This is a genomic window from Nocardia alba NBRC 108234 (assembly GCF_001612665.1).
Taxonomy (GTDB): Bacteria; Actinomycetota; Actinomycetes; order Mycobacteriales; family Mycobacteriaceae; genus Nocardia; species Nocardia alba.
Genome location: NZ_BDAX01000004.1, coordinates 129813 through 153806 on the forward strand (window position 1 = coordinate 129813; position 23994 = coordinate 153806).

The following is a 23994-nucleotide window of genomic DNA, read 5'->3' on the forward strand; positions in this document are numbered from 1 at the left end:
ACCCCCGATTCAGACCCTCGACGCCTCGGCCAAGCGAGTGACCGCATCGGTCAGGGTGTCTTCGTCGGAGGTGGTGAAGCAGAGGCGCAGGGAGCTGTCCGCGGTGTTGGTGACGGCGAAGGCCGCACCGGGGACATAGGCGACACCTGCGTTCAGGGCGGTGGTCAGGAGGGTGGAGGTGTTGGTGTCGTCGGTGAACTCGGCCCAGATGAACATGCCGCCGGTGGGGTCGGTGCAGTGCAGGCGGTCGGCGAAGGTGGCGCGCAGGGCGGTGGTCAGGGCCCGGGCCCTGGTGCCGTAGGTGGCGCGGATCGAATCGATATGGGCTGCCAGCCACGGGGTGTCGGTGAGAAGGTCGGCGGTGATCTGCTGGGTGAGGGACGAGCCGCAGAGATCGGCACCCTGTTTCAGGAGTTCCACTGCGCGGCAGACTCTTTCGGGGGCGATCAGCCAGCCGACGCGCAGGGCCGGCGACAGGATCTTGGAGACGCTGGACAGGCGGATCACCTGGGGTGAGTACGAGGCGACGGGGGCCGGTGCGGGCTGATCGAACCAGAGTTCGCCGTAGGGATCGTCCTCGATGACCCAGAAGCCGTACTCCTCGGCCAGTTTCGCGAGTCGCCTGCGGCGTTCGGAGGCGAGGGTCACCCCGCCGGGGTTGTGGAAGGTGGCGACGGTATGGACGACGGCGGGGCGTTCGCCTGCCGCGAGGAGGTCTTCGAGGATGTCCAGGCGCATGCCCTCGCTGTCGAGGGGAACGGCGACGATTCGAGCTCCTGCGGCTCGAAACACTTGCAGCGCACCGATATACGCGGGATCCTCGACGATCACGAGCGCGCCGGGGTCGAGGAGAACCTCGGCCAGGAGCGAGAGCGCCTGCTGCGAGCCATGGGTGATGAAGACCTCGGCGACCGCGACCGTGCGGCCGATCTCGGCCGATGCGCGGGCCGCGATCACCTCGCGCAGCGCCGGCCAGCCAGAGGATTCCGTGTACTGCAGGACGGCAGGGTCACGCAGGGCGGTCTCGGCGGCGAGGGCGATGCGGTCGCGCGGCATCAGGGCACCGTCGGGCAGCCCGCCCGCGAGGCTGATGACGTCGTCGCGGGTGGTGAGTTTGAGCAGGTCACGGATCGCCGAGCTCTGCAGACCGGCGAGCTTGTTCGCCAATGCGGGAATTGTCAGCGACATGGGAACCTCCGGGGACGCCGAGAGAAGCAATCATCCTACGATTGCATATCGTCCACCAGAATATGAAATTGTTGTCTCACATTGCGAGACATTACCGAGCGGTGATGGACTTGACCTGCCACTTTCCGTCAGTGTTCGTGGTGATGATCTCCTGCTTGTAGACCACAGCCGAGCCATCGGGATGCATTTCGCGCAGTTCGACGTCGTAGCGACCCGTGCTGGTTTCACGCATCTTCACGCAGTGGGTGGTGCCGGCGGGGATCTGACCGTCGATCGCCTGCTGGATCGTCGCGGCGGGCGAGATGTTCTCGGCGTCGGGCGCCACGAAGTCGCGCACCTTCGCCCCCGAGCGGTCGGTGTAGAAGGCGTACTGGAAGCCGAGGATGGCCCTGGCGCCGGTGCTGGTGTCGCCCGGTCCATTACCGACCGTGACGGACTGTTCGGCGACGGACGGGCACTCGGCGCCCGACACCACCGAGGGCACCGGCGCGGCCGTGATACCGGGATCAGCGCCACCGCCACGCTTGACCAGCCCGATCGTCAAGACCAGCGCCACCACGAGCAGGATCGCCGCGGCCACGCCGCCGATGATCCAGCGCAGGCGCTTGTTGTCGGGCTCCGGCTCGACCGGCGCCGCGGTGACCGGCGTCTTCGGCGCGAGGCGGCGCGCGATCGGGTCATCGGCCCACGACAGGCCGGGTTCGGACGGTGGCTTCGGAATCCCACCATCATCGTCCGGGTTGTCCCACCACGCCTTGTCCGCGGCGGGCCTCGGCTTGTCCGGAATCAGCGGAGTGCGCGAGCCCTCGGGCGGCCGCACCGTGTCCGCCGCGGGCCTACCATCACGTGACGGCGCCTGCGGCGCAGGGTCTTTGGGACCGGGGCGACCACGACGGATCACCTCGGTGAGTTCCCGACCGGAGGTCACCGGCACGGAATCACCGAAGACCGAATCGCCGAAGACCGAGCTCTCGGTGCGCGACTGGTCGCCCCCGAAACGCACAGTCGGGTCCGCGGCGGGCGGACCAGCGGGAGTGGGGCCGCCGAACGGCGTTGGCGGGCCCAGCCGGGCGGGCGGTGGCGTGGCCACCGCGTCACCGAAGACCGAGGTCGGCGCGGAGCGGCGGCCTTCGGGCAGCCGAGGCGGCGCTTGACCGCTCCCCGGCACCGAGCCCTGACCCGTCGGCGTCGCGGACGGGCCCGAGAGCCGTGCTGGCGGCGAGCCGAATGGACCGCCAGGGGGCGGAGTAACGGGTGGCTGGCCGGCTACCGGGGCACCGAACGGACCCGGCGCGCCGGCAGGCGGACCGAAGGGGCCCGGTGCGCCGGAGGGCGGTTCGGCCGGTCGCCAACCCCGCTCCGGAACCCCGGACGGCGCGGACGGCGGCGCGGCCGGAACAGGCCCACCGAAACCGGCATCATCGACCGGCGGCCCGAATCCGCTTACGGGAGGCCCGAATTCCGCAGCAGGTCGTTGATCGCCGCGTTCGTTGTCGTCGCCCTCGGTGCCCACGTCCAAATCCTTTCCCGGGACACACGTGTGGGGCGGTCGAAGGCGACCGCCCCACACGACAAACTGCGTGTCAGTACTGGATCGAGCCGCCCCACTGGGTGTTCACACCCGCGACGTTCACCGTCTGAAGCAGCTCCCCCGGCACGGGAAGTGTAGCCTTCGCGGCCGCATCGAGCGCGGCGATGCCGCCCGGCTGCGCTTTGATCCAATTCTCCACCGCCGCCTTGGCCAGGTTGGCCTGCGTGGTGTCGAGCACGGTCACGGTGGTGTTGTCCGCACGACCGTCGCCACCGTTGAAGGTGGTGACCTTGACCTCGTTCGCGCCGACGTACTCGACCGAGACACCGGCGTCACCGAAACCGCCACCCGGCGTCCGGTAGCCGACGGTGCCGACGTAGCCCGAGGCGTTGTTGTAGTGATGGGTGTTGGCCAGCACTCCGGCACCGTCGATGGTGACGCCGATTTCCTGACGCGCGCCTTCCATCTCGACGACGGGCGCGGCGGGTGCGTTGGCCAGGCGTGGCGCCTGCCAGGCCGGTTCCTTCGGTTCCTGGACGAGGGTTTCCGGAGACTCGGCCTCGGCGCTGTTCCCGGTGCCCTGACCCGACGGCACGGTGGGCTGCGTCTGCTGCTGGCCCGGCGTGGTGCCCTGCTGGCCCGGGGTGGAGCCTTGCTGGCCCGGCGTGGAGCCCGGCTGACTCGGCGTGGTGCCCGTCTCGGGCTTTTCGGTGCCCGGCTGGTCGGGCGTCGCGCCCGCGCGCTCCGGCTGAACCGCGGGCTGCGTCTGTCCCGGCACCGGCAGCGGTGCGACACGGGGACTGGTGACACCCGGCTGGCTCGGGGTCGGCTTCGCGGGGGTGCCCTGCTCCGGCTGACCCGGCGCGGGGCTGGTGACACCCGGCTGGGCCGGCGTCGGCTTGGTCTCGCCCGGCTTGGTCTCGCCCGGCTTCGTCTGACCCGGCTTGACGCTCTCCGGGGTTTCCGGAACTTCTACCTCGCCCGAAGGCTGGCCCGGCTGCGCAGGAGCCGGAGTCGCGGGGGTGGTCGGCTGGTCACTGGGGACCGCGCCGGCCGGCGCCGCGAGAAGGGTTGCCACGGCCGCTGCGGCGGCCAAGGGCAATGACGTACTTGCCATCGCTCGCTGCGCCCGACTCGGCTTACGATGCTTCACTTTTCGTAATCCCTTTCCCGGAGGGAATCCCCCACTGCTCCACCACGCGACCACAAACTGATCACGCCTCGGCGGTGAGTCAACCACAAGAGCGCGGGACAGGCAACGCAGCACCGGGTTTCGAGTTCACCGGGCTCCGCCTGCGCAAACACCTGGCTCGGCGGCTGCCGAGAAGCGACGAGCGGCGTTGGTGAACAACATAATTCGAAACCCGAAAGCTCTTGTGATTCGTTTCACATTCCGGTGTCGGGCATCAGTCCAGATCGTCGTGGCGCATCAGCAAACGTCCCGCTTCGGTGAGCGAACCGGTGAGGGAGGGATACACCGAGAACGTCTGCGCCAGGTCGGTGACCGTCAGATTGTTCTGTACGGCCAGCGCGATCGGCAGGATCAGCTCCGAGGCGATCGGCGCGACCACCACACCGCCGATCACCACGCCGGTCGCCGGGCGGCAGAAGATCTTGACGAAGCCGCGCCGCAGCCCCGACATCTTCGCGCGCGGGTTGGTGTTGAGCGGCAGCATCACCGTGCGCGCGGGAACCTCACCATTGTCGATGGCGGTCTGGCTCACCCCGACGGTCGCGATCTCCGGGCGGGTGAACACCGCAGAGGCCACCGTCTTCAACCTGATCGGGCTCACCCCCTCACCGAGCGCGTGGTACATCGCGATCCGGCCCTGCATGGCGGCCACCGACGCCAGCGGCAGCAGCCCCGTGCAGTCGCCCGCGGCGTAGATGCCGGGCACCGACGTGCGCGAAACCCGGTCGACGCGAAGGTATCCGCCGCGATCGAGTTCGATACCGACCCGGTCGAGGCCGAGGTTCTGGGTATTCGGGGTCGACCCGACGGTCATCAGCGCGTGCGAGCCGGTGACGGTGCGCCCGTCGGACAGTTTCACCACGATGCCCTCCGCCGTGCGTTCCACGGCATCGGCACGGGCGTGCTTGACCAGTTCTACGCCACGTTCGGCGAGGGCTTCCTCCAGCACGAGGGCCGCGTCGGCATCCTCGCCCGGCAGCACGCGGTCGCGGCTCGACACGAGCTTCACCCGGACACCCATCTCGGTGTACGCGGACACGAATTCGGCGCCGGTGACACCGGATCCGACGACGACCAGCGTCTCCGGCAGGTCCGGCAGGTCGTAGAGCTGGCGCCAATTCAGGATCCGCACACCGTCGGGCTCGGCGCCCGGCAGCACCCGCGGGCTCGCGCCGGTCGCGATCAGCACGACCTCGGCTTCGAACTCCTCGGAGCTGCCGTCGGCCAGGTTCGCGCGCACGCGATGCGCCAAACCCGGTGCGGGCCCCACCAATTCGCCGAAACCGGGGAGCAGCTGCACACCCGCGGCCTGCAACTTGGTGCGAATATCGGACGATTGCGCCAACGCGAGCGCCTTGACGCGAGCGTTCACCTCGGGCAGGTGCACCTTCGCCTGGTCGGCGTCGATATTGATGCCGAGGTCGCGCGCGCGGCGCAGATCGGTGCGCAGCCCCGTCGAGGCGATGAACGTTTTCGACGGCACGCAATCCCACAGCACACAGGCACCACCGATACCGTCGGCGTCCACCAGGGTCACCGTGGCCCCGTGCTGAGCGGCGACCAGCGCCGCCTCGTATCCGGCCGGTCCACCGCCGATGATCGCGATTCGTGCCACCAGTCACGCTCCTTGTGCTCGCCTGATCGAACCCTGCCCCTTGTGAGGGCTCGTCCGTGCTGTCGACCCATCATTTCAGGTGCGATGTGACATGCCCGGGTCGGATCGGTGAACAACGGTGCGCGTGTTCGATGCCACGTTCCCGGCGTGAGCGGCCGACCCGTGGGCGGCGGCGAAGGCTGATCGCGCGGGGTCCTCGGCGTCACCGACGGGTGCCGCGGGACCACCGTCGAATGTGACCGTGAGCCGATCTGGGTGGGAGACAGGAATTCCGCCGCGGTTATTGGCTACAGTTCCATGGTGCCGATCTATGCCGCCTACGGGTCCAACATGGACTCGACGCAGATGCTGGAACGCTGCCCGCATTCCCCGATGTCCGGGACCGGGTGGCTGGAGGGTTGGCGCCTGACCTTCGCCGGTGACGACATCGGCTGGGAAGGGCCGTTGGCCACCGTTGTCGAGGATCCCGGTTCCCGGGTGTTCGTCGTGCTCTACGACGTGTCCCCCGAGGACGAGGACAGCCTCGACCGCTGGGAAGGTTCCGACTTCGGAATTCACAAGAAGATCCGAATCCGGGTCACCGGCACCCAGGGCGAGTCCCGCCTCGCGTGGCTCTATGTCCTCGATGCCTACGAGGGCGGCCTCCCCTCGGCCCGCTACATCGGCGTCATCGCCGACGCGGCCGAAAAGGCAGGCGCCCCAGAGGATTACGTTCACGCCCTGCGCACCCGCAACAGCAAGAACGTCGGGCCGGGAGCTTGAGCGCGGCCCGCGCCGGTCAGGTGACCGGCGCGGGTTCGCTCAGCGTGCCTGCAGGATGATGTTCGTCAGTGTTCGCACGCCTACCGCCAGCGCGCGCTCGTCGATATCGAAGGTCGGCTGGTGCAGGTCCAGCTGCTCGCCGACCCCGGACCAGACGCCCAGCCTGGCCATGGCGCCGGGCACTTCCTCCAGATACCAGGAGAAGTCCTCGCCCCCGCCCGACTGCGGGGTGTCGGCCAACGCGTCCTCGCCCATCCCCAGGATCGCGTTCTCGAACATCAGCGCCGACGTGGGGTCGTTGACGACCGGCGGCACACCACGCTTGTAGTTGAGCTGGTAGCGCACGCCCGTCGGCGCGAGCAACCCGTCGATGATCTCGCGGACCAGCGGTTCCAGCAGCAACCAGGTGGCGTGATCGCCGGTGCGCACGGTGCCGGTGAGCATGCCCGTCTGCGGAATCGCATTGGGCGCTTTGCCAGCGCTGACCGCACCCCAGACCATCACCGTGCTGGTTCGAGGATCGACCCGACGGCTCAGCAGTCCGGGCAAGCCGGTGATGACCGTGCCGATCGCGTAGACCAGGTCGCCGGTCAGGTGCGGACGCGAGGTGTGCCCACCGGGCGAATCGAGCACCAGCTCGACGGTGTCGGCCGCCGAGGTGATCGCACCGGTCCGCACACCGACCTTGCCGACCTCCAACCGCGGGTCGCAGTGCAGCGCGAAGATCCGGTCGACCCCGGTCATCCCGCCGGCCGCGACCACATCGAGCGCACCGCCCGGCATCACTTCCTCGGCGGGCTGGAACACCAACCGCACCCCGACCGGCAGCGTGTCCTGCGCCTCGGCCAGCGCGAGCCCAGCGCCGAGCAGCACCGTGGTGTGCGCGTCGTGCCCGCAGGCATGCGACACACCGGGCACCGTCGAGGCGAAGGTGAGACCGGTGAATTCCTGCATCGGCAGCGCGTCCATATCGGCGCGCAGGGCGATCCGCGGCCGATCGGCGGGGCCGAAGTCGCAGATCAACCCGGTGCCGCCCGGCAGCACCGACCAAGTCAGCCCGGCCTTGGCGAGCCAGCCGGAGACGAACTCCGTGGTGGTGAACTCCGCCCGCGACAACTCGGGGTTGGCGTGGATATGCCTACGCCATTGCACCAGGTCATCGGCGTGCTCGGCCAGCCATGCGTCGACGATCTCGGTTCCCGACATCAGAGTTCGTTCGGTGTCCGGCGTAGGCGGACACGCGGCGGTCTCGCGTGCCATCGAGTGGGTACCCATACCCATCGATAGCGCGTCGGAGCCTGCGCGTGCGGTGCCCGGATGGCCGGAAATGGTCACCGAATGTCCTCCTGTCGTTCGATCAGCCGTTGCAACAACCTGTCCCTGTGTACTTCATCGCCCGCGATAGCGACAGCGGTACGCGCCAGCGCCAGCGCGCCGTCGAGCACCGCCCGGTCCGCCGAGGCGTTCACCGCGGCGGCGGCGAACTCCGGCTGGTGGGTCACCGCACCACCCGCGTCGATGCCGATCACCGGATGGATACCCGGGACAACGTTGGTGATGTTGCCCATGTCGGTGCTCCCGAGCGGGCGCAATACCTCGAACTCGGGCGCGATCGGCACCCGTCCCAGTCCGGTGATCTGCGCGCGGTAGGCAGCGGAGATGACCGGATCGGGCGTGAGCTCGGTATAGGTGGGCGCCAGCGTCCGGATGTCGTGGGTGCAGCCGGTCGCCAGGGCGCCCGCTTCGAAGCACGCCTTCGCTCGGCGCATCAGGTCGTCGAGGGAGCCGGAATCGGCCGCGCGGAGGTAATACAGCAACTCCGCGCGTCCGGGCACGATATTGGGGGCCACGCCACCGTCGGAAACTATACCGTGCAGCTGCTGACCGGGTCGCAGATGCTGGCGCAGCAATCCGAGAGCAACCTGGGTCAGGGTCACCGCGTCGCCCGCGTTGCGGCCCAACTCGGGCGCGGCGCTGGCATGCGCCTCGCGACCGTGGAAGACGATGGCGAGGTCGGCCAGCGCCAGCGAGCGCGCGCCGACGATGTCGGTGGGCCCCGGATGGACCATCATGGCCATCGCGATGTCGTCGAAGGCGCCCGCTTCCAGCATGAGGACCTTGCCGCCGCCGCTCTCCTCCGCGGGCGTGCCGAGCACGACCACCGTCAGGCCGAGCGCGTCGGCCACGGCGGCCAGCCCGATCGCCGCGCCGACGGCGGACGCGGCGATGATGTTGTGCCCGCAGGCGTGGCCGATCTCGGGCAGCGCGTCGTATTCGGCGCAGATGCCGACGGTCAGCGGCCCGCTGCCGTACACCGCGCGAAACGCTGTCGACAGCCCGGCAACGTCGCGCGTGACGGCGAATCCGCGCTCGACCAGAGGCGCGAGGACCTTGGCGACGCTACGTGTCTCGGCGAAGGCCAGCTCGGGCTCGGCGTGGATCGCGTGCGAGAGCCCGATCAACTCGTCCGAGGCGGCCACAATCGCGGCGTCGGAGGCGGTGGCCGTGAGTTCGCCGGTGCGCGAGGGTGCCATACCCCCAGTCTTGCATCAGTGCCCGACAGCGGCGCACCGGCGAGCGTGGTCAGTTCCCGAAGGGAAGGTTCTCCGGAGTGACCGGCGTGGCCAGCGCGGCGAGGCTCTCGGCGTGTAGCGCGGTTTTGATGATCGGGGTGATGGGCTTGCGCAGGCTGGTGAGCGCGGCGGCACGAGCGATCGCGGCAGGCAACACCTCGTCGGCGTCGGCCTTGGCGTCGGCGATGCCCGCGGCGATGGCCTCGTCGGCACCGAAGCGATGACCGGTGGTCATCGCCTGAACGCACACCTGGTTACTCAGGCGACCTTTCAGCAAGCCGTTCATGCCGATGGTGAACGGCATGCCGAGGTGCACCTCCGGCAGCGACCAGAAGCCGCGATCACCGCGCATCACGCGGAAATCGTGGGACGTGGCCAGCATGGCACCCGCGCCGAACGCGTGGCCGTTGACCGCGGCGATCGTGGGCATCGGGAAGGTCAGCAAGCGGGTGTAGAGGGAGTGCACGCGGTCGAGATAGCCGTGGATCTTGTCCAGGTTGCCGAACACGAAGTCGGTGTCGAGTCCGTTGCTGTAGTACTTGCCGGTCGCGACGGTGACCAGCGCGGCAGCACCCTCGGACGCCTCGACCTCGTCGAGTGCGGCGTGAAAGGCCTCGATCCAGTCCGGCGAGAAACGATTCTCGTTGTCCGTCTCACCCTCGTTGCCGAGGTACAGGACGAAGACATCACCAGAGCGCTCCAAATACGGCATACAGGGAGAGTAAACCGCGACAGCAGGCTTACCTACTCGCGGGTACGAAACGTGCGGACCGCATCGTGGCGCCGCTGCGGCTCGGGCCAGGGACACCCACCGCCGACGCGGCTTAGACTCCACTCATGACTGCCGAACAGGCCGCTGCGGCGATTGCCGAACGTACGGGAGTGCCGCGTCATCGCGTGGCCGTGGTGCTGGGATCGGGGTGGCAGGAGGCAGCGGCCGAGATCGGCGCGCCACATGCCTCGATTCCCATGACGGAGCTACCGGGCTTCGGTAAGCCCAGTGCGCAGGGTCACGGGGGCATGGTGCATTCGGTCACCGTGAACGACAACAACGTGCTGCTGCTGATGGGCCGTCAGCACCTGTACGAGGGCTACACGCCGCAGCAGGTGGTGCATCCGGTGACCGCGGCGATCGCGGCGGGCGCCGAGATCGTGCTGCTCACCAATGCCGCCGGCGGGCTCAGGGCGGGCCTGCACGTGGGTGAGCCGGTGCTGATCGCCGACCACCTCAATCTCACCGCGCGCACCCCGCTGGTCGGTGCGCGATTCGTCGACCTGGTCGATGCCTGGGATCCCGAATTGCGTGCGCTGACAAGGGAAATCGACCCAAGCCTGACCGAGGGCGTCTATGCCGGTCTCATCGGTCCGCAGTACGAGACGCCCGCCGAGATCCGCATGCTGTCGACGATCGGCGCCGATCTGGTCGGCATGTCGACGGTGCTCGAGGCGATCGAGGCGCGGTCGCTCGGCGCGCGGGTGCTGGGGATCTCCTTGGTCACCAATATGGCCGCGGGCGTTACCGGCGAACATCTTTCGCACGCGGAGGTGCTGGCCGAGGGACAGGCCGCGGCGCCCCGGCTGGGCAAGCTGCTGCGCGGCATTCTGGAGCGCGTGTAGATGCTGCGCTTCGGGACCGCAGGCCTGCGCGGACCGCTGCGCGACGGCCCGGACGGCATGAACGTGACCACCGTGTCGCGGGCTACGGCCGGGCTGGCCGACTGGCTGCGCGAGCGGTGCCTCGGTGGTGGAGCGGTGGTGGTCGGGCGGGACGCGCGGCACGGGTCGGCGGAGTTCGCGACCGCGACCGCCGAGATCTTCACTGCCGCGGGCTTTCCGGTGACGGCGTTGCCGGATCCGGTGCCGACTCCGGTGGTGGCGTTCGCGGTGCGCGAGCTGGGCGCGGTGGCGGGGGTGCAGATCACCGCCTCGCACAATCCGCCCGCCGACAACGGATACAAGGTGTATCTCGACGGCGGGTCACAGTTGATCGCGCCCGCCGACAGCGAGATCGAGAAGCGCATCGAAGCTGTTGTCGAACCGGTTGCGCGGGAAACTGTTTCGCCCTCCGGTACCGAACTGATCGATCGCTATGTCGCACGCGTCGCGGAACTACCCCGCCTGCTCGGCGGTCCCGGCGAGCGGGCGGGTGTGCGGATCGCGCTCACCGCGTTGCACGGCGTCGGCGGTGAACTCGCGGTTCGCGCGCTGGCCGCGGCGGGGTTCACCGATGTGCGCGTGGTCGAGGAGCAGTTCGCCCCCGACCCCGACTTCCCCACTGTCTCCTTCCCCAATCCGGAGGAGCCGGGTGCGGCCGATCTGTTGCTCGCGCTGGCCGAGCGGATCGATGCCGACGTGGCGATCGCGCTGGATCCCGATGCCGATCGCTGCGCACTCGGCGTGCCGGGCCCCGATGGTTGGCAGATGTTGCGCGGCGACGAAACCGGTGTGCTGCTGGCCGATTACGTGCTGCGCACACACCCCGCCGACCCGCTGGTCGCCACGACCATCGTGTCCTCGCGCCTGCTGTCGAAACTGGCCCCCGCGCGATCGGCGCGCTACGCCGAAACCCTCACCGGCTTCAAATGGCTGGCCAGGGCGGGCGACGGACTCGTCTACGCCTACGAGGAGGCCATCGGACACTGCGTCGACCCCGCGAAGGTCCGCGACAAGGACGGCATCTCGGCCGCGGTGGCCGCCGCCGACCTCGTCGCCCTGCTGAAGGCGCAGGGCACGACGTTGCGGAACGAACTCGACTCCTACGCTGTCGAATTCGGCCTGCACGCGGGCGACCAGGTCTCGTTGCGCCTGCCCGACCAGGCCGCCGCGACGGAGTTGGTCGCCGCCCTGCGCGCGAACCCGCCCAACGACATCGCGGGCACCCCGGTGAAATTCACCGACCAGGCGCAGATCCGCGGTCGACTACGCACCGACGCGCTGATCTTCGACGCCGCCGACTTCCGCATCGTGGTCCGGCCTTCCGGCACTGAACCCAAACTCAAGTGCTACGTGGAAGTCTTCGTCCCCGTCGCCGATCGAGACGACCTGACCGATGTGAAAGAGTCCGCCGCCCAGCGTCTCTCGCAGCTCGCCAGGTTCTGCCGGTCGCTGGCCGCGAGCGAGGAATAGGTCAGCGCGGGCCGAACTGGCGGTCGCCCGCGTCGCCGAGACCGGGGACGATGTAGGCGTTCTCGTTGAGCTTGTCGTCGATGGCGGCGGTGATCAGGCGGACCGGCAGGCCCGAGGCCGCGAGGGCGGCAACGCCTTCCGGAGCCGAGACCACGCAGACCGCGGTGATATCGGTCGCGCCGCGGGCGACGAGAAGTTCGAGCGTGTGGCGCATGGAACCGCCGGTCGCCAGCATCGGGTCGAGGACGAAGACGGGCAGCCCGGTGAGGTCGGCGGGCAACGACTCCAGGTACGGCACCGGTTCGTGGGTCTGCTCGTCGCGGGCGATGCCGACGAAGCCGACACGAGCCTGCGGGACGAGTTCGGCTGCGGCATAGACCATGCCGAGTCCGGCGCGCAGCACCGGAACCAGGAGCGGGGGCGCCGCCAAGCGGATGCCGTCGGTGGGCGCGACCGGCGTGTCGATCGGCTCGCGCACCACCGGCGCGTCGCGCAGCGCCTCGTACATGAGGATGCCGGTGAGATCGGCCAGAGCATTGCGGAAGGTTGCGTTGTCGGTCCTGGCGTCCCGCATGGTGCTGAGCAGAGTCGCGGCGAGTGGATGGTCGACGGTGTCGGTGCGCATGAAAAGACGATAGGGTCGCTTGGCGCTTCGCGCCTACGACCGCCGGGGAATTTTTCGTCGTAGTAGGGAACCGAATGCGGAGTCGGTGCGTCCAAGGTAGTGAGTGACGTACTCTGCCCGGGAACTCGAGGATTGGGGGAAGTTCGATGACGAAAAAAATGTCGGCCGATGCCGAAGGCATCGTCGCGTACAGCGCGGCTGCTCAGGTGATGGCCACGGAACTGGCCACGGCAGCGGCTGGTTCGGCGGCCTCCGATCCCACCCTGCTCGGCCCCATCATGGGTCTCATCGGCGGCGATTTCACCGCCGCCTACTCCGCCGCGCACGCGGGGCACGTGGCGTCGATCGCCCAGCTGTCCGCGGTGATGGGGAGCATGGGGCTGGCCACCGCCAGCGCCGCGACCACCCTTGTCGAGACCGACCTGAACAACGCGGCCCCGCTCACCGCGGCCGCGGGCGAGCTCGGTACCGACGCATGATCGACCTCAGCGGGCTGGCCCAGCCCCTCCTCGATCTGCTGTCGAGCTTCGGCACCGGCGTACTCGGCACCGGCGGCGCGTCCGATGGTCTGCGCTCGACCTCGACCAACCTCGACCAGATCTATCAACAGGGTCGCAACAGCATCAACAACGTGAACACCGCGTGGGACGGCCAGGCCGTCGACGCGGCCACCTCCAAAGCGCTGCGCGTGCAGACCTCCTCGGCCACCCTGAGCGACAACGGCACCGAGATGGCGACCGTCGTCGACCAGGCCGCGGCCTATGTGGAGACCGGGCAGAAAGAGCTCGACGGGATCGTCAACTCGTTCCTGTCCCAGGTGTCCGCGCTCAGCCCCACCCTGGCCACACCCGCCGGCCTGACCGCCGTGGTGAGCACGGCGATCGACCACATCGGCCAGGGTATGGGCGTTGTGGGCCGGGTGCAGGACGAACTCGGCACCCAGACCGCCGCGATCCAGGAGCTCACCCCCGCGCCGTCGAGCACGTCGCTGGCGAGCGTGTCGTCCGGCGCGAGCAACCTCGTGTCCTCGGCCTCGAGCTCCGGACTGCTCTCGACCGCGGCGAGTACCGGCAGCACCGTACTCAGCGCCGTGAGCTCCGGTCTGTCGACGGCGATGGGCGGCGGCAACAGCAGCACCTCGAAGTCGACCACCACCGGCGGCACCGGTGCGGGCACCGGCGGAACGACGAGCGGATCGACGGGGTCGTCGGCCGGTTCGTCGACCGGGTCCGGCACCGGCGTCAAGATCACCCTGCCCGACGGCAGCACGGTCGAGGCGCCCAACGAGAAGGCCGCGACCGCGGTGCGCTCGGCCATCGGCGCCGTCGGTACCCCGTATGTCTGGGGCGGCAACGACCCCCAGTCCGGCATCGACTGCAGTGGGCTCACCAAGTACGCCTACGGCGAGGCGGGCGTCGAGCTGCCGCGGCTGGCGCAGGAACAGCACATCGGCAATCCTCAGGTATCCCCCGGTGACCTGATGCCCGGCGATCTGGCCGTGTGGGACGGCCATGTCGCCATGGTCGTCGGCAACGGGCAGCTCGTCGAGGCGGGCGATCCGGTCTCGATCAGTTCCATCCGAACGGAGAACAGTGGCATGGAGTTCTACGGCTTCTACAGGCCTACCTCATGAGCGGCACGCCGATCCCCGAGGTTCCCAACGTGGAATCCGCGGTCAGCAGTAACCGCTCCGGCACGATCTCGGTCCGCGCGACCAGCATGGGGCTGCCGATCGCGCTCAAGTTCGAACGCAGCGAGTACCAGTTCGGCGCCCAGGCGCTGGCCGACGAGATCCTGCGCCTGACCCGGCGCTCGACCATCGCCGCCGCTGCGCGCCTGCGCGAGGTCTACAGCGAGCAGGCGCAGATCCCCGATGAGCTGCTCGACAAGATGAACCTGCCGACCCGGCGTCAGGCGGTCGACGAGCTCGATCGCATCGACGACGCCGACACCGGTCAGACGAGTTGGATGAGGCCACTGTGAGTGCGGAAATGGATGCCCTGGTCGCGGGCGTCACCGGAAAGCTCGAGGCGCTGGAGGCCGCGCTGTACGGGTTGAAGCAGGTCAACGGGCGGTTCACCACCGAGGACGGGCTGGTCACCGCCGAGGTGAACAGCGACGGCGCCCTGGTCGGCCTGACGCTGGACGAAGCCATCACCACCCTGGCGCCCACCGAGGCCGCCGCGCTGATCCTGTCGGCCTGCAAACAGGCCACCGAGACCGCCGGTGAGGCACGTTCCAACATCATTGCGACACTGAACGAATCGCTCGCCGGACCCAGTACACAGCCCGACGGGCAATTAGCACCCGGGCCGGATAGTGCCCGGCGCTCGAGCTAGCTAGGCTTCGCGTCATGGCTTCTGGAGACATCGTCCCGATCGAGCTCGGTCTGACCGATGGCGATCTCGTCACCCTGTGGGCACCGCGCTGGCGCGACGGTGACGACGAGTGGGAGGCGTTCCTCGGTCACGAGGACGACCTCTACGGATTCGAGTCCGTTGCGGAGCTGGCGGCGTTCATTCGCACCAACTCCGACAACGACCTCGTCGACCACCCGTCCTGGGCGGTCATCGCCGGTCTTTCGGCCGCTGAGCTGGAGCCGGAGGAGAATTTCAGCTTCGATCTGGTGTCCGTGCCGGAACTGGCGGCAGGCGACCCGGACGTCGACGTCGTCGGTGAACTCGAGGACACGCTGGCGATGGTGCGCAATATCGCCGAGGTGTGTGAGCTCGACGTGGTGACCAAGTTCTTCGGGAACAACCCGGTGCTCGGCGCACTGGCCAGCGGGGCGAACACGTTCGTCGGCCGCGACGGTGAAGAGCTGTGGGACCAGGTCGGCGCCGCGATCGTCAAGGGCTGGGACGACGTGCTCGACGCGATCGACGGCGTCGTCAGCACACCCGAGGTCGACGCGGCCGCGGTGGCCGTCGCCGAGGCGGAGCTGCTGGCGGCCGAGGAGAACGAGGTCGATGCCGACGATGCCGTCGAGGAGGAGGAAGAGTTCGAGAACGTCGACCTCACCGCCGACGAAGACGACGAGGAGGAGTCCTTCTGGGACGAGGTCGGCATCGACCCCGTCAAGATCGTCACCTCCGAGGGCGAGCAGTTCACCCTGCGCTGCTACCTCGACGACGAGCCGATCTTCCTGGGCAACGGCCGCACCATCACCGTCTTCGGTTCCGAACGCGCGCTGGCCCGCTACCTGGCCGACGATCACGAGCACGAGCTGGCACGGGTGTCGACCTATGCCGAGGTGCAGACCGCGGCGGTGGACGGTTCGCTCGAGGTCGAGGTGACCGACGAGAACGTCTACGTGCTCACCGGTCTGGTCGACGATCTGGCAGAGGGCCCCGAGGCGGTCGACATCGAGCAGCTCGATCTCGCGGTCGAACTGTTCAGCGACGCTGCCGACTACGCCGATGACGACAGCGTGGAAACGGCTCTCGCGCAGTCGAACCCGCTCGGCTGGTACGTCTCGTATCTGCTCAACCCGGATCCGAACCGGATGGCGCCGAACCCGCCGTACGCGACGGAGGCCCAGCAGTTCCGCGACCTGCAGCGTGCGTTCGAGGCGCGGCTCGTCAGCGAATAAGAGGTCCCGCAGTCGGCGGTGAGGACATGGGTAACCCGTCGAGGACGAGCGAACCCGACTCCAGCGTTACCGGTAGCCGCGTCGCTACCGGTAACGCACCTGAGGCCGGCTAGAAGTCTCGGAGAGGCGGGACAGCCTAGCCGAGCAGGACGGCGTACCCCGGCTTGATCACTTCGTCGATGATCTTCAGGCGGTCCGGGAACGGGATGAAGGCCGACTTCATGGCGTTGATGGTGAAGCGTTCCAGGTCGCTCCAGCCGTAGCCGAAGGTGTCGACCAGTTTGCGCATCTCCTCGCTCATCGAGGTGTCGCTCATCAGTCGGTTGTCGGTGTTGACGGTGACGCGGAAACGCAGGCGGGCCAGCAGGTCGAACGGATGCTTGTCCAGCGAGGGCACCGCACCGGTCTGCACGTTCGACGAGGGGCACAGTTCCAGCGGTACCCGCATATCGCGCACATAGTTGGCGACCAGCCCGAGCCGCGCGTCCGCGATGTCGCCCGGGACGCTGATGTCGTCGGTGATGCGCACGCCGTGGCCGAGCCGATCACAGCCGCAGAAGGCGAGCGCCTCGTGAATCGACGGCAGTCCGAACGCCTCGCCCGCGTGAATCGTGAAGTGCGCGTGGTTGGCTCGCAGATACTCGAACGCGTCCAGGTGCCGGGTGGGAGGGAATCCCGCCTCGGCGCCCGCGATATCGAACCCGCCCACCCCCGCGTCCCGGAATCGCACGGTCAACTCCGCGATCTCGCGCGAGCGCGCCGCGTGCCGCATCGCCGTGAGCAGACAGGTCACCCGGATGACATTGCCCTGCTCCGCCGCGATCGCCTCACCCTCACGGAACCCCGCCAGGGTGTGCTCGACAACCTCGTCGAGTGTGAGGCCCTTCTCGAGGTGCTGCTCGGGCGCGAACCGCACCTCCGCGTACACCACCCCGTCCTCGGCGAGGTCGATCGCGCACTCCCGCGCCACCCTGCGCAACCCCTCCGGGGTCTGCATCACCGCGACCGTATGCGCGAACGTCTCCAGATACCGCTCGAGCGATCCACTGTCGGCGGCGTCACGGAACCACGCCCCCAGACTCTCGGCATCGGCAGCGGGTAATTCGTCATAGCCGCAGTCAGCGGCCAGCTCTAGCACCGTCGAGGGCCGCAGACCACCATCGAGGTGATCGTGCAGCAAAGCCTTCGGTGCGCGTCGGATCGAAGCAAGGTCAAGGGGCGCCGGTCCAGTCATGTATAGACGGTAGCCGCCCACACCGATCCCGGCAGCGAAGTCCCCACGTGGCAACCATCTCGTTGATTCCCCGCCCCGCACACGACTATTGCGAGCCACCCACCTTCCCGATCAGCCCACCCGCCCGAGCACCAACCCCCCAGGCTTCCCATCGGGAGCGGACTCGATCGTCACGGCCCCGGCGAGCGCCGCCAGAGCCCCACCGAACGCATCCGGAGTATCCGTATGCAGCGTCAACAACGCCTGCCCCGCCACCACCGAATCCCCCGGCTTGGCATGCATCTCGATACCGGCCCCCGCCTGCACACTCTGCCCCTGCCGAGCACGCCCGGCACCCAACCGCCAAGCGGCAACCCCCACCCCCATCGCATCGAGCCGGGTCAGCACCCCACTCGATTCCGCCCGCACGATCTCGGTATGCCGAGCGACGGGCAGCGCGGCATCCGGATCCCCACCCTGCGCCTGGATCATCGCCCGCCAGTGATCCATCGCTCGGCCGTCGGCGAGAACATCAGCGGGATCGACGGTCAAGCCGGCCTGCGCGACCATCTCCCGGGCCAGCGTCAACGTCAGCTCGACCACATCCGCGGGCCCCCCACCAGCGAGAACCTCCACCGACTCGGCCACTTCCAGCGCGTTGCCCGCGGTCCGCCCGAGCGGAGTGTCCATCGCCGTGAGCAAGGCGACCGTGTTCACTCCCGCGTCGCGCCCGAGTTCGACCATCGCCGTTGCCAGTTCGCGGGCGCCGTCCAGAGTCTTCAGGAATGCCCCCGACCCCACCTTCACATCGAGAACCAGCGCCGCCGTCCCCTCGGCGATCTTCTTGCTCATGATCGAACTCGCGATCAACGGAATCGACTCGACCGTCCCCGTCACATCGCGCAGCGCGTAGAGCCGCTTGTCGGCGGGCGCCAGATCGGCACCCGCCGCGCAGATCACCGCGCCGATCGCCGGGTCGGCCAGGATCTCCCGCATGCGCGGCACCGTCACATCGGCCCGCCACCCGGGGATCGACTCGAGCTTGTCCAGCGTCCCACCGGTATGTCCGAGCCCTCGCCCGGACAACTGCGGCACCGCGGCACCGCACGCGGCCACCAGCGGAGCCAACGGCAGGGTGATCTTGTCGCCCACCCCGCCGGTCGAGTGCTTGTCGACGGTCGGCCGCGGCAGGTCGGTGAAGTCCATCCGGCTGCCCGATCCGATCATCGCCGCCGTCCACCGCGCGGTTTCGCGCCGGGTCATCCCCCGCCACACGATCGCCATGGCCAGCGCCGACATCTGCTCGTCGGCCACGATCCCCCGGGTGAACGCGTCCACCACCCAGTCGATCTGCGCGTCGGACAGCTCGCCGCCGTCGCGCTTACCGGTAATGATCGACACCGCGTCTGTTCCGCCGCCCCGCGCCTTCGAGCCGGACTCGGGCACGGGCCGACTCGGGTCGGCGGCCTGCGGCAGGTGGGTGGAGCGTTCGTTCGTTCCCGACGAGTTACCCATGTGCACACTAAATCAGTGGTTAGGCGCCTTCGCCAGCTCGACCGGCGGCCAGATCATCCGGTCCGAAAGCGTAGGGCAGCAGCTCCGCCAGTGGCTTCGGGCCGTCGGGGTGGTCCACCAGGAGATCGCCCCCGCCGTGCTCGAACAGCAACTGACGACAGCGCCCGCACGGCATCAGGATTTCGCCGCGGGAATCGGTCACGGAGACGGCGATGAGACGGCCGCCACCCGACACAAATAAGTTACCGATGAGTACACATTCGGCACACAGGGTTAGCCCATATGAGACATTTTCCACATTGCATCCGCTCACAATTCGGCCATCCGCACTGAGAGCAGCGGCGCCGACAGCGAAACCGGAGTACGGGGCGTACGCCGACCCCATTGTCCGAATTGCCTTGTCACGCAACGTATTCCAGTCTATTTCGGGCATCGATAACCTCCAGCCGATCCCGCCGAACACCGGAAAACAGGGGCCGGAACACCAGTATCCGGCATCGGATGAGGTAAACCTAACTAGCCTGTTTTACGCGCAACGCACGGCACGCCGAATTAGTTCCGCGAAACAGAGGGGATTAGAGTTCAGCTCAGATCGGTTCAGGTTCCCGGCGGCGGGCCAGCGCTCCAGCATACAGCGCAGCCACCTGGGCATTTGCCTCTCCACGCATGCCGGCGTCGGATCTGTGACCGGGTCCATCAACGACGTTGGAGGCACCGCACTCTATGACCACGATAGAAGCTCCGGCTCCGGCCCAGCCGAAGCGGAAGACGCTGTACCGCGGCGACCCCGGCATGTGGTCCTGGGCGCTGCACCGGATCACCGGTGTCACGCTGTTCTTCTTCCTCTTCGCGCATGTGTTGGACACGGCACTGGTCCGGGTCAACCCGGATACCTACGACCACGCGATCGAGCTCTACAAGAACCCCGTCGTGGCGTTGATGGAGATGGGCCTCGTCGTCGCCGTCCTGTTCCACGCCCTCAACGGTGTCCGGGTCATCCTGGTCGACTTCTGGTCGCAGGGTCCGCGATTCCAGAAGCAGATGCTGTGGATCGTCCTGGCCATCTGGGTTCTGGTCTCCGCCGCAGGCGTCGGCCGCCAGTTCTTCTACCTGCTGACGGAGCACTGATCATGACGACATCTGCAGCGCCCGTTCTGGGCAAGTCCTACGATCGCCCGGCCAGCCTCGACTCCCCGCGTTCGCCGCGTGGCAAGTCGAACGGCAACTTCGAGAAGTACGCGTGGCTGTTCATGCGCATCTCGGGCCTGTTCCTGATCGTCCTCGTGCTCGGCCACATGTTCATCATGCTGATGATCGACGGCGGCGTGAATCGCCTGAACTTCGCGTTCGTGGCCGGCCGCTGGTCCAGCCCGTTCTGGCAGTTCTGGGATCTGTCCATGCTGTGGCTGGCTCAGCTGCACGGCGGCAACGGTCTGCGCGTCATCATCGATGACTACTCGCGCAAGGACTCCACCCGGTTCTGGCTGAAGGTCATCCTCGTGCTGTCGATGATCCTGGTCGTCGCTGTCGGCACGTACGTCATCTTCACCTTCGACCCCAACATCACAGGTTAGGAACAGGCCACCTCGCATGAGTGAATCCCGTCCGATTCAGGAGCATCGCTACGACGTGGTCATCGTCGGCGCCGGTGGCGCGGGCATGCGCGCGGCGATCGAGGCCGGCCCGCGCGCTCGCACCGCGGTCCTGACCAAGCTGTACCCGACTCGCAGCCACACCGGCGCGGCCCAGGGCGGCATGTGCGCCGCGCTGGCCAACGTCGAAGAAGACAACTGGGAATGGCACACCTTCGACACCGTCAAGGGTGGTGACTACCTGGTCGACCAGGACGCCGCGGAGATCATGGCCAAAGAGGCCATCGACGCGGTCATGGACCTGGAGAAGATGGGCCTGCCGTTCAACCGCACGCCCGAGGGCAAGATCGACCAGCGTCGTTTCGGTGGCCACACCCGTGACCACGGCAAGGCGCCCGTGCGTCGCGCGTGTTATGCCGCCGACCGCACCGGTCACATGATCCTGCAGACGCTCTACCAGAACTGCGTCAAGCATGATGTCGAGTTCTACAACGAGTTCTACGTGCTCGACCTGGTGATGACCGAGTCCGATCGTGGCCCCGTCGCCACCGGCGTCGTCGCCTACGAGCTGTCGACCGGCGAGATCCACATCTTCCACGCGAAGTCGATCGTGTTCGCCACCGGCGGCTCGGGCCGGATGTACAAGACCACCTCGAACGCGCACACGCTGACCGGTGACGGCATGGCGATCGTGTTCCGCAAGGGCCTGCCGCTCGAGGACATGGAGTTCCACCAGTTCCACCCGACAGGCCTCGCGGGCCTCGGCATCCTCATCTCCGAGGCGGTTCGCGGCGAGGGCGGCATTCTGCGCAACGCCTCCGGCGAGCGCTTCATGGAGCGCTACGCCCCCACCATCAAGGACCTCGCGCCGCGCGACATCGTCGCCCGCTCGATGGTGCTCGAGGTGGCCGAGGGCCGCGGCGCCGGTCCGAACAAGGACTACGTCTACATCGACGTGACCCACCTCGGCGCCGACGTGCTCGAGGAGAAGCTGCCCGACATCACCGAGTTCGCGCGCACCTACCTCGGCGTGGACCCGGTGACCGAGCTGGTGCCGGTCATGCCGACCTGCCACTACGTCATGGGCGGTATCCCGACCAAGATCCGTGGCGAGGTGCTGCGCAACAACACCGACGTGGTCCCCGGCCTGTACGCCGCCGGTGAGTGCGCGTGCGTCTCGGTGCACGGCGCCAACCGACTCGGCACCAACTCGCTGCTCGACATCAACGTGTTCGGCCGTCGCGCCGGCATCGCGGCCGCCGAGTACGCCAACCGCACCGAGTTCACCGAGATGCCGGAGAACCCGTCGCAGATGGTGATGGACTGGCTCGACCTGATCCTGTCCGATCACGGCAACGAGCGCGTGGCCGACATCCGCACCGAACTGCAGGCCACGATGGATGCCAACGCGGGCGTGTTCCGCACCGAGGAAACCCTCAAGAAGGTCCTCACCGACATCCACACGCTCAAGGAGCGCTACACCCGGATCACGGTGCAGGACAAGGGCAAGCGCTACAACAGCGACCTGCTCGAGGCCGTCGAGCTCGGCTTCCTGCTCGAGCTGGCCGAGGTCACCGTCGTCGGCGCGCTCAACCGCAAGGAATCGCGTGGCGGCCACGCTCGCGAGGACTACCCGGACCGCGACGACACGAACTTCATGCGGCACACGATGGCGTACAAGGAGGGCCCGGAGCTCATCTCCGAGATCCGCCTCGACTTCAAGCCGGTGGTGCAGACCCGCTACGAGCCGATGGAGCGTAAGTACTGATGACTGCTGTTATCGAACCCACCAAGCAGAAGCCGGCGCCAGTCCCCGAGGGCTCGGTCATGGTCACCGTCAAGATCGCCCGGTTCAGCACCGAGGACGACTTGGGCGCGCACTGGGACTCGTTCCAGGTACCGGTCCTGCCGACCGACCGCTTCCTCAACGTGCTCATCTACATCAAGTCCTACCTGGACGGCACCCTCACCTTCCGGCGCTCCTGCGCCCACGGTGTGTGTGGCTCCGATGCCATGCGGATCAACGGTGTGAACCGGCTGGCCTGCAAGGTGCTGATGAAGGACATGCTGCCCAAGGGCGACAAGACCCTCACCATGACCGTCGAGCCGATCCGCGGCCTGCCCGTGGAGAAGGACCTTGTGGTCGACATGGAGCCGTTCTTCGACGCGTTCCGCGCGGTGAAGCCCTACCTGATGACCTCGGGTAACGAGCCGACCCGCGAGCAGATCCAGAGCCAGGCCGACCGTGCCCGCTTCGACGACACCACCAAGTGCATCCTGTGCGCCTGCTGCACCACGTCGTGCCCCGTCTACTGGACCGACGGCAGCTACTTCGGCCCGGCCGCGATCGTGAACGCCCACCGCTTCATCTTCGACAGCCGTGACGAAGGCGCCCGCGAGCGCCTCGACATCCTCAACGACGTCGAGGGTGTCTGGCGCTGCCGCACCACCTTCAACTGCACCGACGCATGCCCCCGTGGCATCGAGGTCACCAAGGCGATCCAGGAAGTCAAGCGGGCCCTGCTCTTCACCCGCTGACCTGCTCTCTCCGCACAGGCCGTCCGCACCGAAAGGTGTGGGCGGCCTTTGTCGTTCGTGGGCACTTGCGGGGAATGACACGCAGGCGGATAGTGTTACTATCCATAGTAGATAGTGTCAGTATCCATACTGGGAGTACTTATGATCACCCTCGTCACCCTGGTGGGCTCGCTCGTCGTCTTCCGCACGCTCGGATCGCTGCGCGTGACTCGATTCGCCTCGTGGTCAGCGAGCGCCGCGCACGCACTAGCCGTCATGCTGGTGATGACCGGAACCGCGCACTTCATGCCCGCGAGTGTCACAGTGATGCCCAACTACGCCGACATGGTCGCCATGATCCCGCCCTTCGTCCCCTTCCCCGGATTCATGGTCCTGGCCAGCGGCGTATTGGAACTTCTCGCCGCGCTCGGTCTGGTCCTCACCCGCACCAGGTGGATCGCGGGCTGGGCGCTGGTGCCGCTGTTCTTGCTGTTACTGCCCGCCAACATCTACGCCGCCCTCAACGACATCCCGTTCGCGGGGGAACCCGCATCGCCCCTGTGGCAGCGAATCCCGGAGCAGGTGCTGTGCATCGGATTCGCCGTGTGGGCGACCCGTTCGGCGCCGCACACCCTGCCAGCGCTACGGCATCGGGAACCGTCGACGGTCTGATACCGATCCGCCCGAGGCCGTCACCGCCGTACTACGGTGGCGGCCTCGGCCATCCCTCCTTGGACGAACTAGCGATTGTGTGCCGCGGCGTCCAGGACGGCGCTTCGGTAGGAGCGGCCGAAGAGGACGGCGTGGGCCAGCAACAGGTGGAGTTGGCGAAGGGGGATGCGGGTTGGCCGGTCAGAACCTAGGTCATCGAGGAAACCTCCACCTGGATTTTTCCGCCATGCGGCCCTCCGCACTCACGAACACGCGCATAGCGAGCAAACTGGGGCCGATGC

General features: G+C 67.9%; 24 protein-coding genes. 13 read left to right on the top strand and 11 right to left on the bottom strand.

Annotated elements, in window-relative coordinates; genetic code table 11:
* Nucleotides 1–9 precede the first annotated feature (9 nt).
* The 4 genes from NA12_RS07945 to NA12_RS07960 form a co-directional block, all read right to left on the bottom strand.
* Complete coding sequence (locus NA12_RS07945; protein WP_067447880.1) at nt 10–1188, bottom strand: aminotransferase-like domain-containing protein; 1179 nt, start codon at nt 1186–1188, stop codon at nt 10–12.
* A 91-nt stretch (nt 1189–1279) separates the two neighbouring features.
* Nucleotides 1280–2356, bottom strand: a complete 1077-nt coding sequence (locus NA12_RS07950; protein WP_132370165.1) for a DUF8176 domain-containing protein — start codon at nt 2354–2356, stop codon at nt 1280–1282.
* 415 nt (nt 2357–2771) lie between these two features.
* Nucleotides 2772–3836, bottom strand: coding sequence for a hypothetical protein (locus NA12_RS07955; protein WP_243655059.1), 1065 nt, complete (start codon nt 3834–3836; stop codon nt 2772–2774).
* Nucleotides 3837–4125: 289 nt separating this feature from the next.
* Entirely contained in the window at nt 4126–5526 is a 1401-nt protein-coding gene (locus NA12_RS07960) for an NAD(P)H-quinone dehydrogenase (RefSeq protein ID WP_067447884.1), read from the bottom strand.
* A gap of 300 nt (nt 5527–5826) precedes the next feature.
* Here NA12_RS07960 and NA12_RS07965 point away from each other — a divergent pair, with 300 nt between their 5' ends.
* Entirely contained in the window at nt 5827–6288 is a 462-nt protein-coding gene (locus tag NA12_RS07965) for a gamma-glutamylcyclotransferase family protein (protein WP_056819179.1), read from the top strand.
* Nucleotides 6289–6327: 39 nt separating this feature from the next.
* On the opposite strand, the gene NA12_RS07970 is transcribed toward NA12_RS07965, so the two are convergent.
* The 3 genes from NA12_RS07970 to NA12_RS07980 form a co-directional block, all read right to left on the bottom strand.
* Entirely contained in the window at nt 6328–7494 is a 1167-nt protein-coding gene (locus tag NA12_RS07970; protein ID WP_067448012.1) for a M20 family metallopeptidase, read from the bottom strand.
* A 125-nt stretch (nt 7495–7619) separates the two neighbouring features.
* Nucleotides 7620–8822: a M20 family metallopeptidase gene (locus NA12_RS07975; protein ID WP_067447886.1), complete on the bottom strand. Its 1203-nt coding sequence runs from the start codon at nt 8820–8822 to the stop codon at nt 7620–7622.
* Nucleotides 8823–8871: 49 nt separating this feature from the next.
* Nucleotides 8872–9573 (bottom strand): enoyl-CoA hydratase-related protein, encoded by a 702-nt coding sequence (locus NA12_RS07980; RefSeq protein WP_067447888.1) that lies wholly within the window; start codon nt 9571–9573, stop codon nt 8872–8874.
* Nucleotides 9574–9698: 125 nt separating this feature from the next.
* On the opposite strand from NA12_RS07980, the gene NA12_RS07985 reads away from it, so the two are divergent.
* Together NA12_RS07985 and NA12_RS07990 are read left to right on the top strand one after the other, a co-directional pair.
* Entirely contained in the window at nt 9699–10478 is a 780-nt protein-coding gene (locus NA12_RS07985) for a purine-nucleoside phosphorylase (RefSeq protein WP_067447890.1), read from the top strand.
* Entirely contained in the window at nt 10479–11987 is a 1509-nt protein-coding gene (locus NA12_RS07990) for a phospho-sugar mutase (RefSeq protein WP_067447892.1), read from the top strand. It abuts the gene before it with no gap.
* 1 nt (nt 11988) lies between these two features.
* Here NA12_RS07990 and upp read toward each other — a convergent pair whose 3' ends face one another.
* Nucleotides 11989–12612, bottom strand: a complete 624-nt coding sequence (upp, locus tag NA12_RS07995; protein ID WP_067447894.1) for a uracil phosphoribosyltransferase — start codon at nt 12610–12612, stop codon at nt 11989–11991.
* A 146-nt stretch (nt 12613–12758) separates the two neighbouring features.
* On the opposite strand from upp, the gene NA12_RS08000 reads away from it, so the two are divergent.
* Genes NA12_RS08000 through NA12_RS08020 form a run of 5 tightly spaced genes read left to right on the top strand, consistent with a single transcriptional unit; the run spans nt 12759 to nt 16204 of the window.
* Nucleotides 12759–13091 (top strand): hypothetical protein, encoded by a 333-nt coding sequence (locus tag NA12_RS08000; RefSeq protein WP_067447896.1) that lies wholly within the window; start codon nt 12759–12761, stop codon nt 13089–13091.
* Nucleotides 13088–14245 (top strand): NlpC/P60 family protein, encoded by a 1158-nt coding sequence (locus tag NA12_RS08005; RefSeq protein WP_067447898.1) that lies wholly within the window; start codon nt 13088–13090, stop codon nt 14243–14245. The genes NA12_RS08000 and NA12_RS08005 overlap by 4 nt, the downstream gene beginning before the upstream one ends.
* Entirely contained in the window at nt 14242–14595 is a 354-nt protein-coding gene (locus NA12_RS08010; protein ID WP_067447900.1) for a hypothetical protein, read from the top strand. Before NA12_RS08005 ends, NA12_RS08010 begins: the two co-directional genes overlap by 4 nt.
* Nucleotides 14592–14951 (top strand): YbaB/EbfC family nucleoid-associated protein, encoded by a 360-nt coding sequence (locus NA12_RS08015; RefSeq protein ID WP_067447901.1) that lies wholly within the window; start codon nt 14592–14594, stop codon nt 14949–14951. Before NA12_RS08010 ends, NA12_RS08015 begins: the two co-directional genes overlap by 4 nt.
* Nucleotides 14952–14965: 14 nt before the next feature.
* The gene (locus NA12_RS08020; RefSeq protein ID WP_067447903.1) at nt 14966–16204 is read left to right on the top strand and encodes a SatS C-terminal domain-containing protein; all 1239 of its coding nucleotides are present in this window, start codon (nt 14966–14968) and stop codon (nt 16202–16204) included.
* A gap of 136 nt (nt 16205–16340) precedes the next feature.
* On the opposite strand, the gene NA12_RS08025 is transcribed toward NA12_RS08020, so the two are convergent.
* The 3 genes from NA12_RS08025 to NA12_RS08035 all read right to left on the bottom strand — a co-directional run bounded on the left by NA12_RS08025 (nt 16341) and on the right by NA12_RS08035 (nt 19365).
* Complete coding sequence (locus NA12_RS08025) at nt 16341–17438, bottom strand: adenosine deaminase (RefSeq protein ID WP_067447905.1); 1098 nt, start codon at nt 17436–17438, stop codon at nt 16341–16343.
* Between the two features lie 111 nt (nt 17439–17549).
* A complete protein-coding gene (locus NA12_RS08030; RefSeq protein ID WP_084472490.1) occupies nt 17550–18932 on the bottom strand; it encodes a thymidine phosphorylase in 1383 nt (460 codons plus the stop codon).
* Between the two features lie 19 nt (nt 18933–18951).
* Nucleotides 18952–19365 (bottom strand): cytidine deaminase, encoded by a 414-nt coding sequence (locus NA12_RS08035; RefSeq protein WP_067448016.1) that lies wholly within the window; start codon nt 19363–19365, stop codon nt 18952–18954.
* Between the two features lie 290 nt (nt 19366–19655).
* Here NA12_RS08035 and sdhC point away from each other — a divergent pair, with 290 nt between their 5' ends.
* The 5 genes from sdhC to NA12_RS08060 all read left to right on the top strand — a co-directional run bounded on the left by sdhC (nt 19656) and on the right by NA12_RS08060 (nt 23713).
* Nucleotides 19656–20060, top strand: a complete 405-nt coding sequence (gene sdhC / locus NA12_RS08040; protein ID WP_084472492.1) for a succinate dehydrogenase, cytochrome b556 subunit — start codon at nt 19656–19658, stop codon at nt 20058–20060.
* A gap of 2 nt (nt 20061–20062) precedes the next feature.
* Nucleotides 20063–20506 (top strand): succinate dehydrogenase hydrophobic membrane anchor subunit, encoded by a 444-nt coding sequence (locus tag NA12_RS08045; RefSeq protein WP_067447909.1) that lies wholly within the window; start codon nt 20063–20065, stop codon nt 20504–20506.
* Nucleotides 20507–20522: 16 nt separating this feature from the next.
* Nucleotides 20523–22292: a succinate dehydrogenase flavoprotein subunit gene (gene sdhA, locus NA12_RS08050; protein WP_132370163.1), complete on the top strand. Its 1770-nt coding sequence runs from the start codon at nt 20523–20525 to the stop codon at nt 22290–22292.
* On the top strand, nt 22292–23062 hold the full coding sequence (locus NA12_RS08055; protein WP_067447911.1) for a succinate dehydrogenase iron-sulfur subunit: 771 nt from the start codon (nt 22292–22294) through the stop codon (nt 23060–23062). The genes sdhA and NA12_RS08055 overlap by 1 nt, the downstream gene beginning before the upstream one ends.
* Before the next feature lie 141 nt (nt 23063–23203).
* Nucleotides 23204–23713 carry a DoxX family protein gene (locus NA12_RS08060; RefSeq protein ID WP_174551057.1) on the top strand — a complete coding sequence of 170 codons (510 nt, stop codon included), beginning with the start codon at nt 23204–23206 and terminating at the stop codon, nt 23711–23713.
* Nucleotides 23714–23994: the final 281 nt, after the last annotated feature.

Bases quoted from the DNA above. Each gene is read 5' to 3' on its own strand.
- NA12_RS07945 (WP_067447880.1), bottom strand. From the start codon at position 1,188: ATGTCGCTGACAATTCCCGCATTGGCGAACAAGCTCGCCGGTCTGCAG.
- NA12_RS07955 (WP_243655059.1), bottom strand. From the start codon at position 3,836: ATGGCAAGTACGTCATTGCCCTTGGCCGCCGCAGCGGCCGTGGCAACC.
- NA12_RS07970 (WP_067448012.1), bottom strand. From the start codon at position 7,494: ATGTCGGGAACCGAGATCGTCGACGCATGGCTGGCCGAGCACGCCGAT.
- NA12_RS07975 (WP_067447886.1), bottom strand. From the start codon at position 8,822: ATGGCACCCTCGCGCACCGGCGAACTCACGGCCACCGCCTCCGACGCC.
- NA12_RS07980 (WP_067447888.1), bottom strand. From the start codon at position 9,573: ATGCCGTATTTGGAGCGCTCTGGTGATGTCTTCGTCCTGTACCTCGGC.
- NA12_RS07985 (WP_067447890.1), top strand. From the start codon at position 9,699: ATGACTGCCGAACAGGCCGCTGCGGCGATTGCCGAACGTACGGGAGTG.
- NA12_RS07990 (WP_067447892.1), top strand. From the start codon at position 10,479: ATGCTGCGCTTCGGGACCGCAGGCCTGCGCGGACCGCTGCGCGACGGC.
- upp (WP_067447894.1), bottom strand. From the start codon at position 12,612: ATGCGCACCGACACCGTCGACCATCCACTCGCCGCGACTCTGCTCAGC.
- NA12_RS08000 (WP_067447896.1), top strand. From the start codon at position 12,759: ATGACGAAAAAAATGTCGGCCGATGCCGAAGGCATCGTCGCGTACAGC.
- NA12_RS08005 (WP_067447898.1), top strand. From the start codon at position 13,088: ATGATCGACCTCAGCGGGCTGGCCCAGCCCCTCCTCGATCTGCTGTCG.
- NA12_RS08010 (WP_067447900.1), top strand. From the start codon at position 14,242: ATGAGCGGCACGCCGATCCCCGAGGTTCCCAACGTGGAATCCGCGGTC.
- NA12_RS08020 (WP_067447903.1), top strand. From the start codon at position 14,966: ATGGCTTCTGGAGACATCGTCCCGATCGAGCTCGGTCTGACCGATGGC.
- NA12_RS08025 (WP_067447905.1), bottom strand. From the start codon at position 17,438: ATGACTGGACCGGCGCCCCTTGACCTTGCTTCGATCCGACGCGCACCG.
- NA12_RS08030 (WP_084472490.1), bottom strand. From the start codon at position 18,932: ATGGGTAACTCGTCGGGAACGAACGAACGCTCCACCCACCTGCCGCAG.
- NA12_RS08035 (WP_067448016.1), bottom strand. From the start codon at position 19,365: ATGCCCGAAATAGACTGGAATACGTTGCGTGACAAGGCAATTCGGACA.
- sdhC (WP_084472492.1), top strand. From the start codon at position 19,656: ATGACCACGATAGAAGCTCCGGCTCCGGCCCAGCCGAAGCGGAAGACG.
- NA12_RS08045 (WP_067447909.1), top strand. From the start codon at position 20,063: ATGACGACATCTGCAGCGCCCGTTCTGGGCAAGTCCTACGATCGCCCG.
- sdhA (WP_132370163.1), top strand. From the start codon at position 20,523: ATGAGTGAATCCCGTCCGATTCAGGAGCATCGCTACGACGTGGTCATC.
- NA12_RS08055 (WP_067447911.1), top strand. From the start codon at position 22,292: ATGACTGCTGTTATCGAACCCACCAAGCAGAAGCCGGCGCCAGTCCCC.
- NA12_RS08060 (WP_174551057.1), top strand. From the start codon at position 23,204: ATGATCACCCTCGTCACCCTGGTGGGCTCGCTCGTCGTCTTCCGCACG.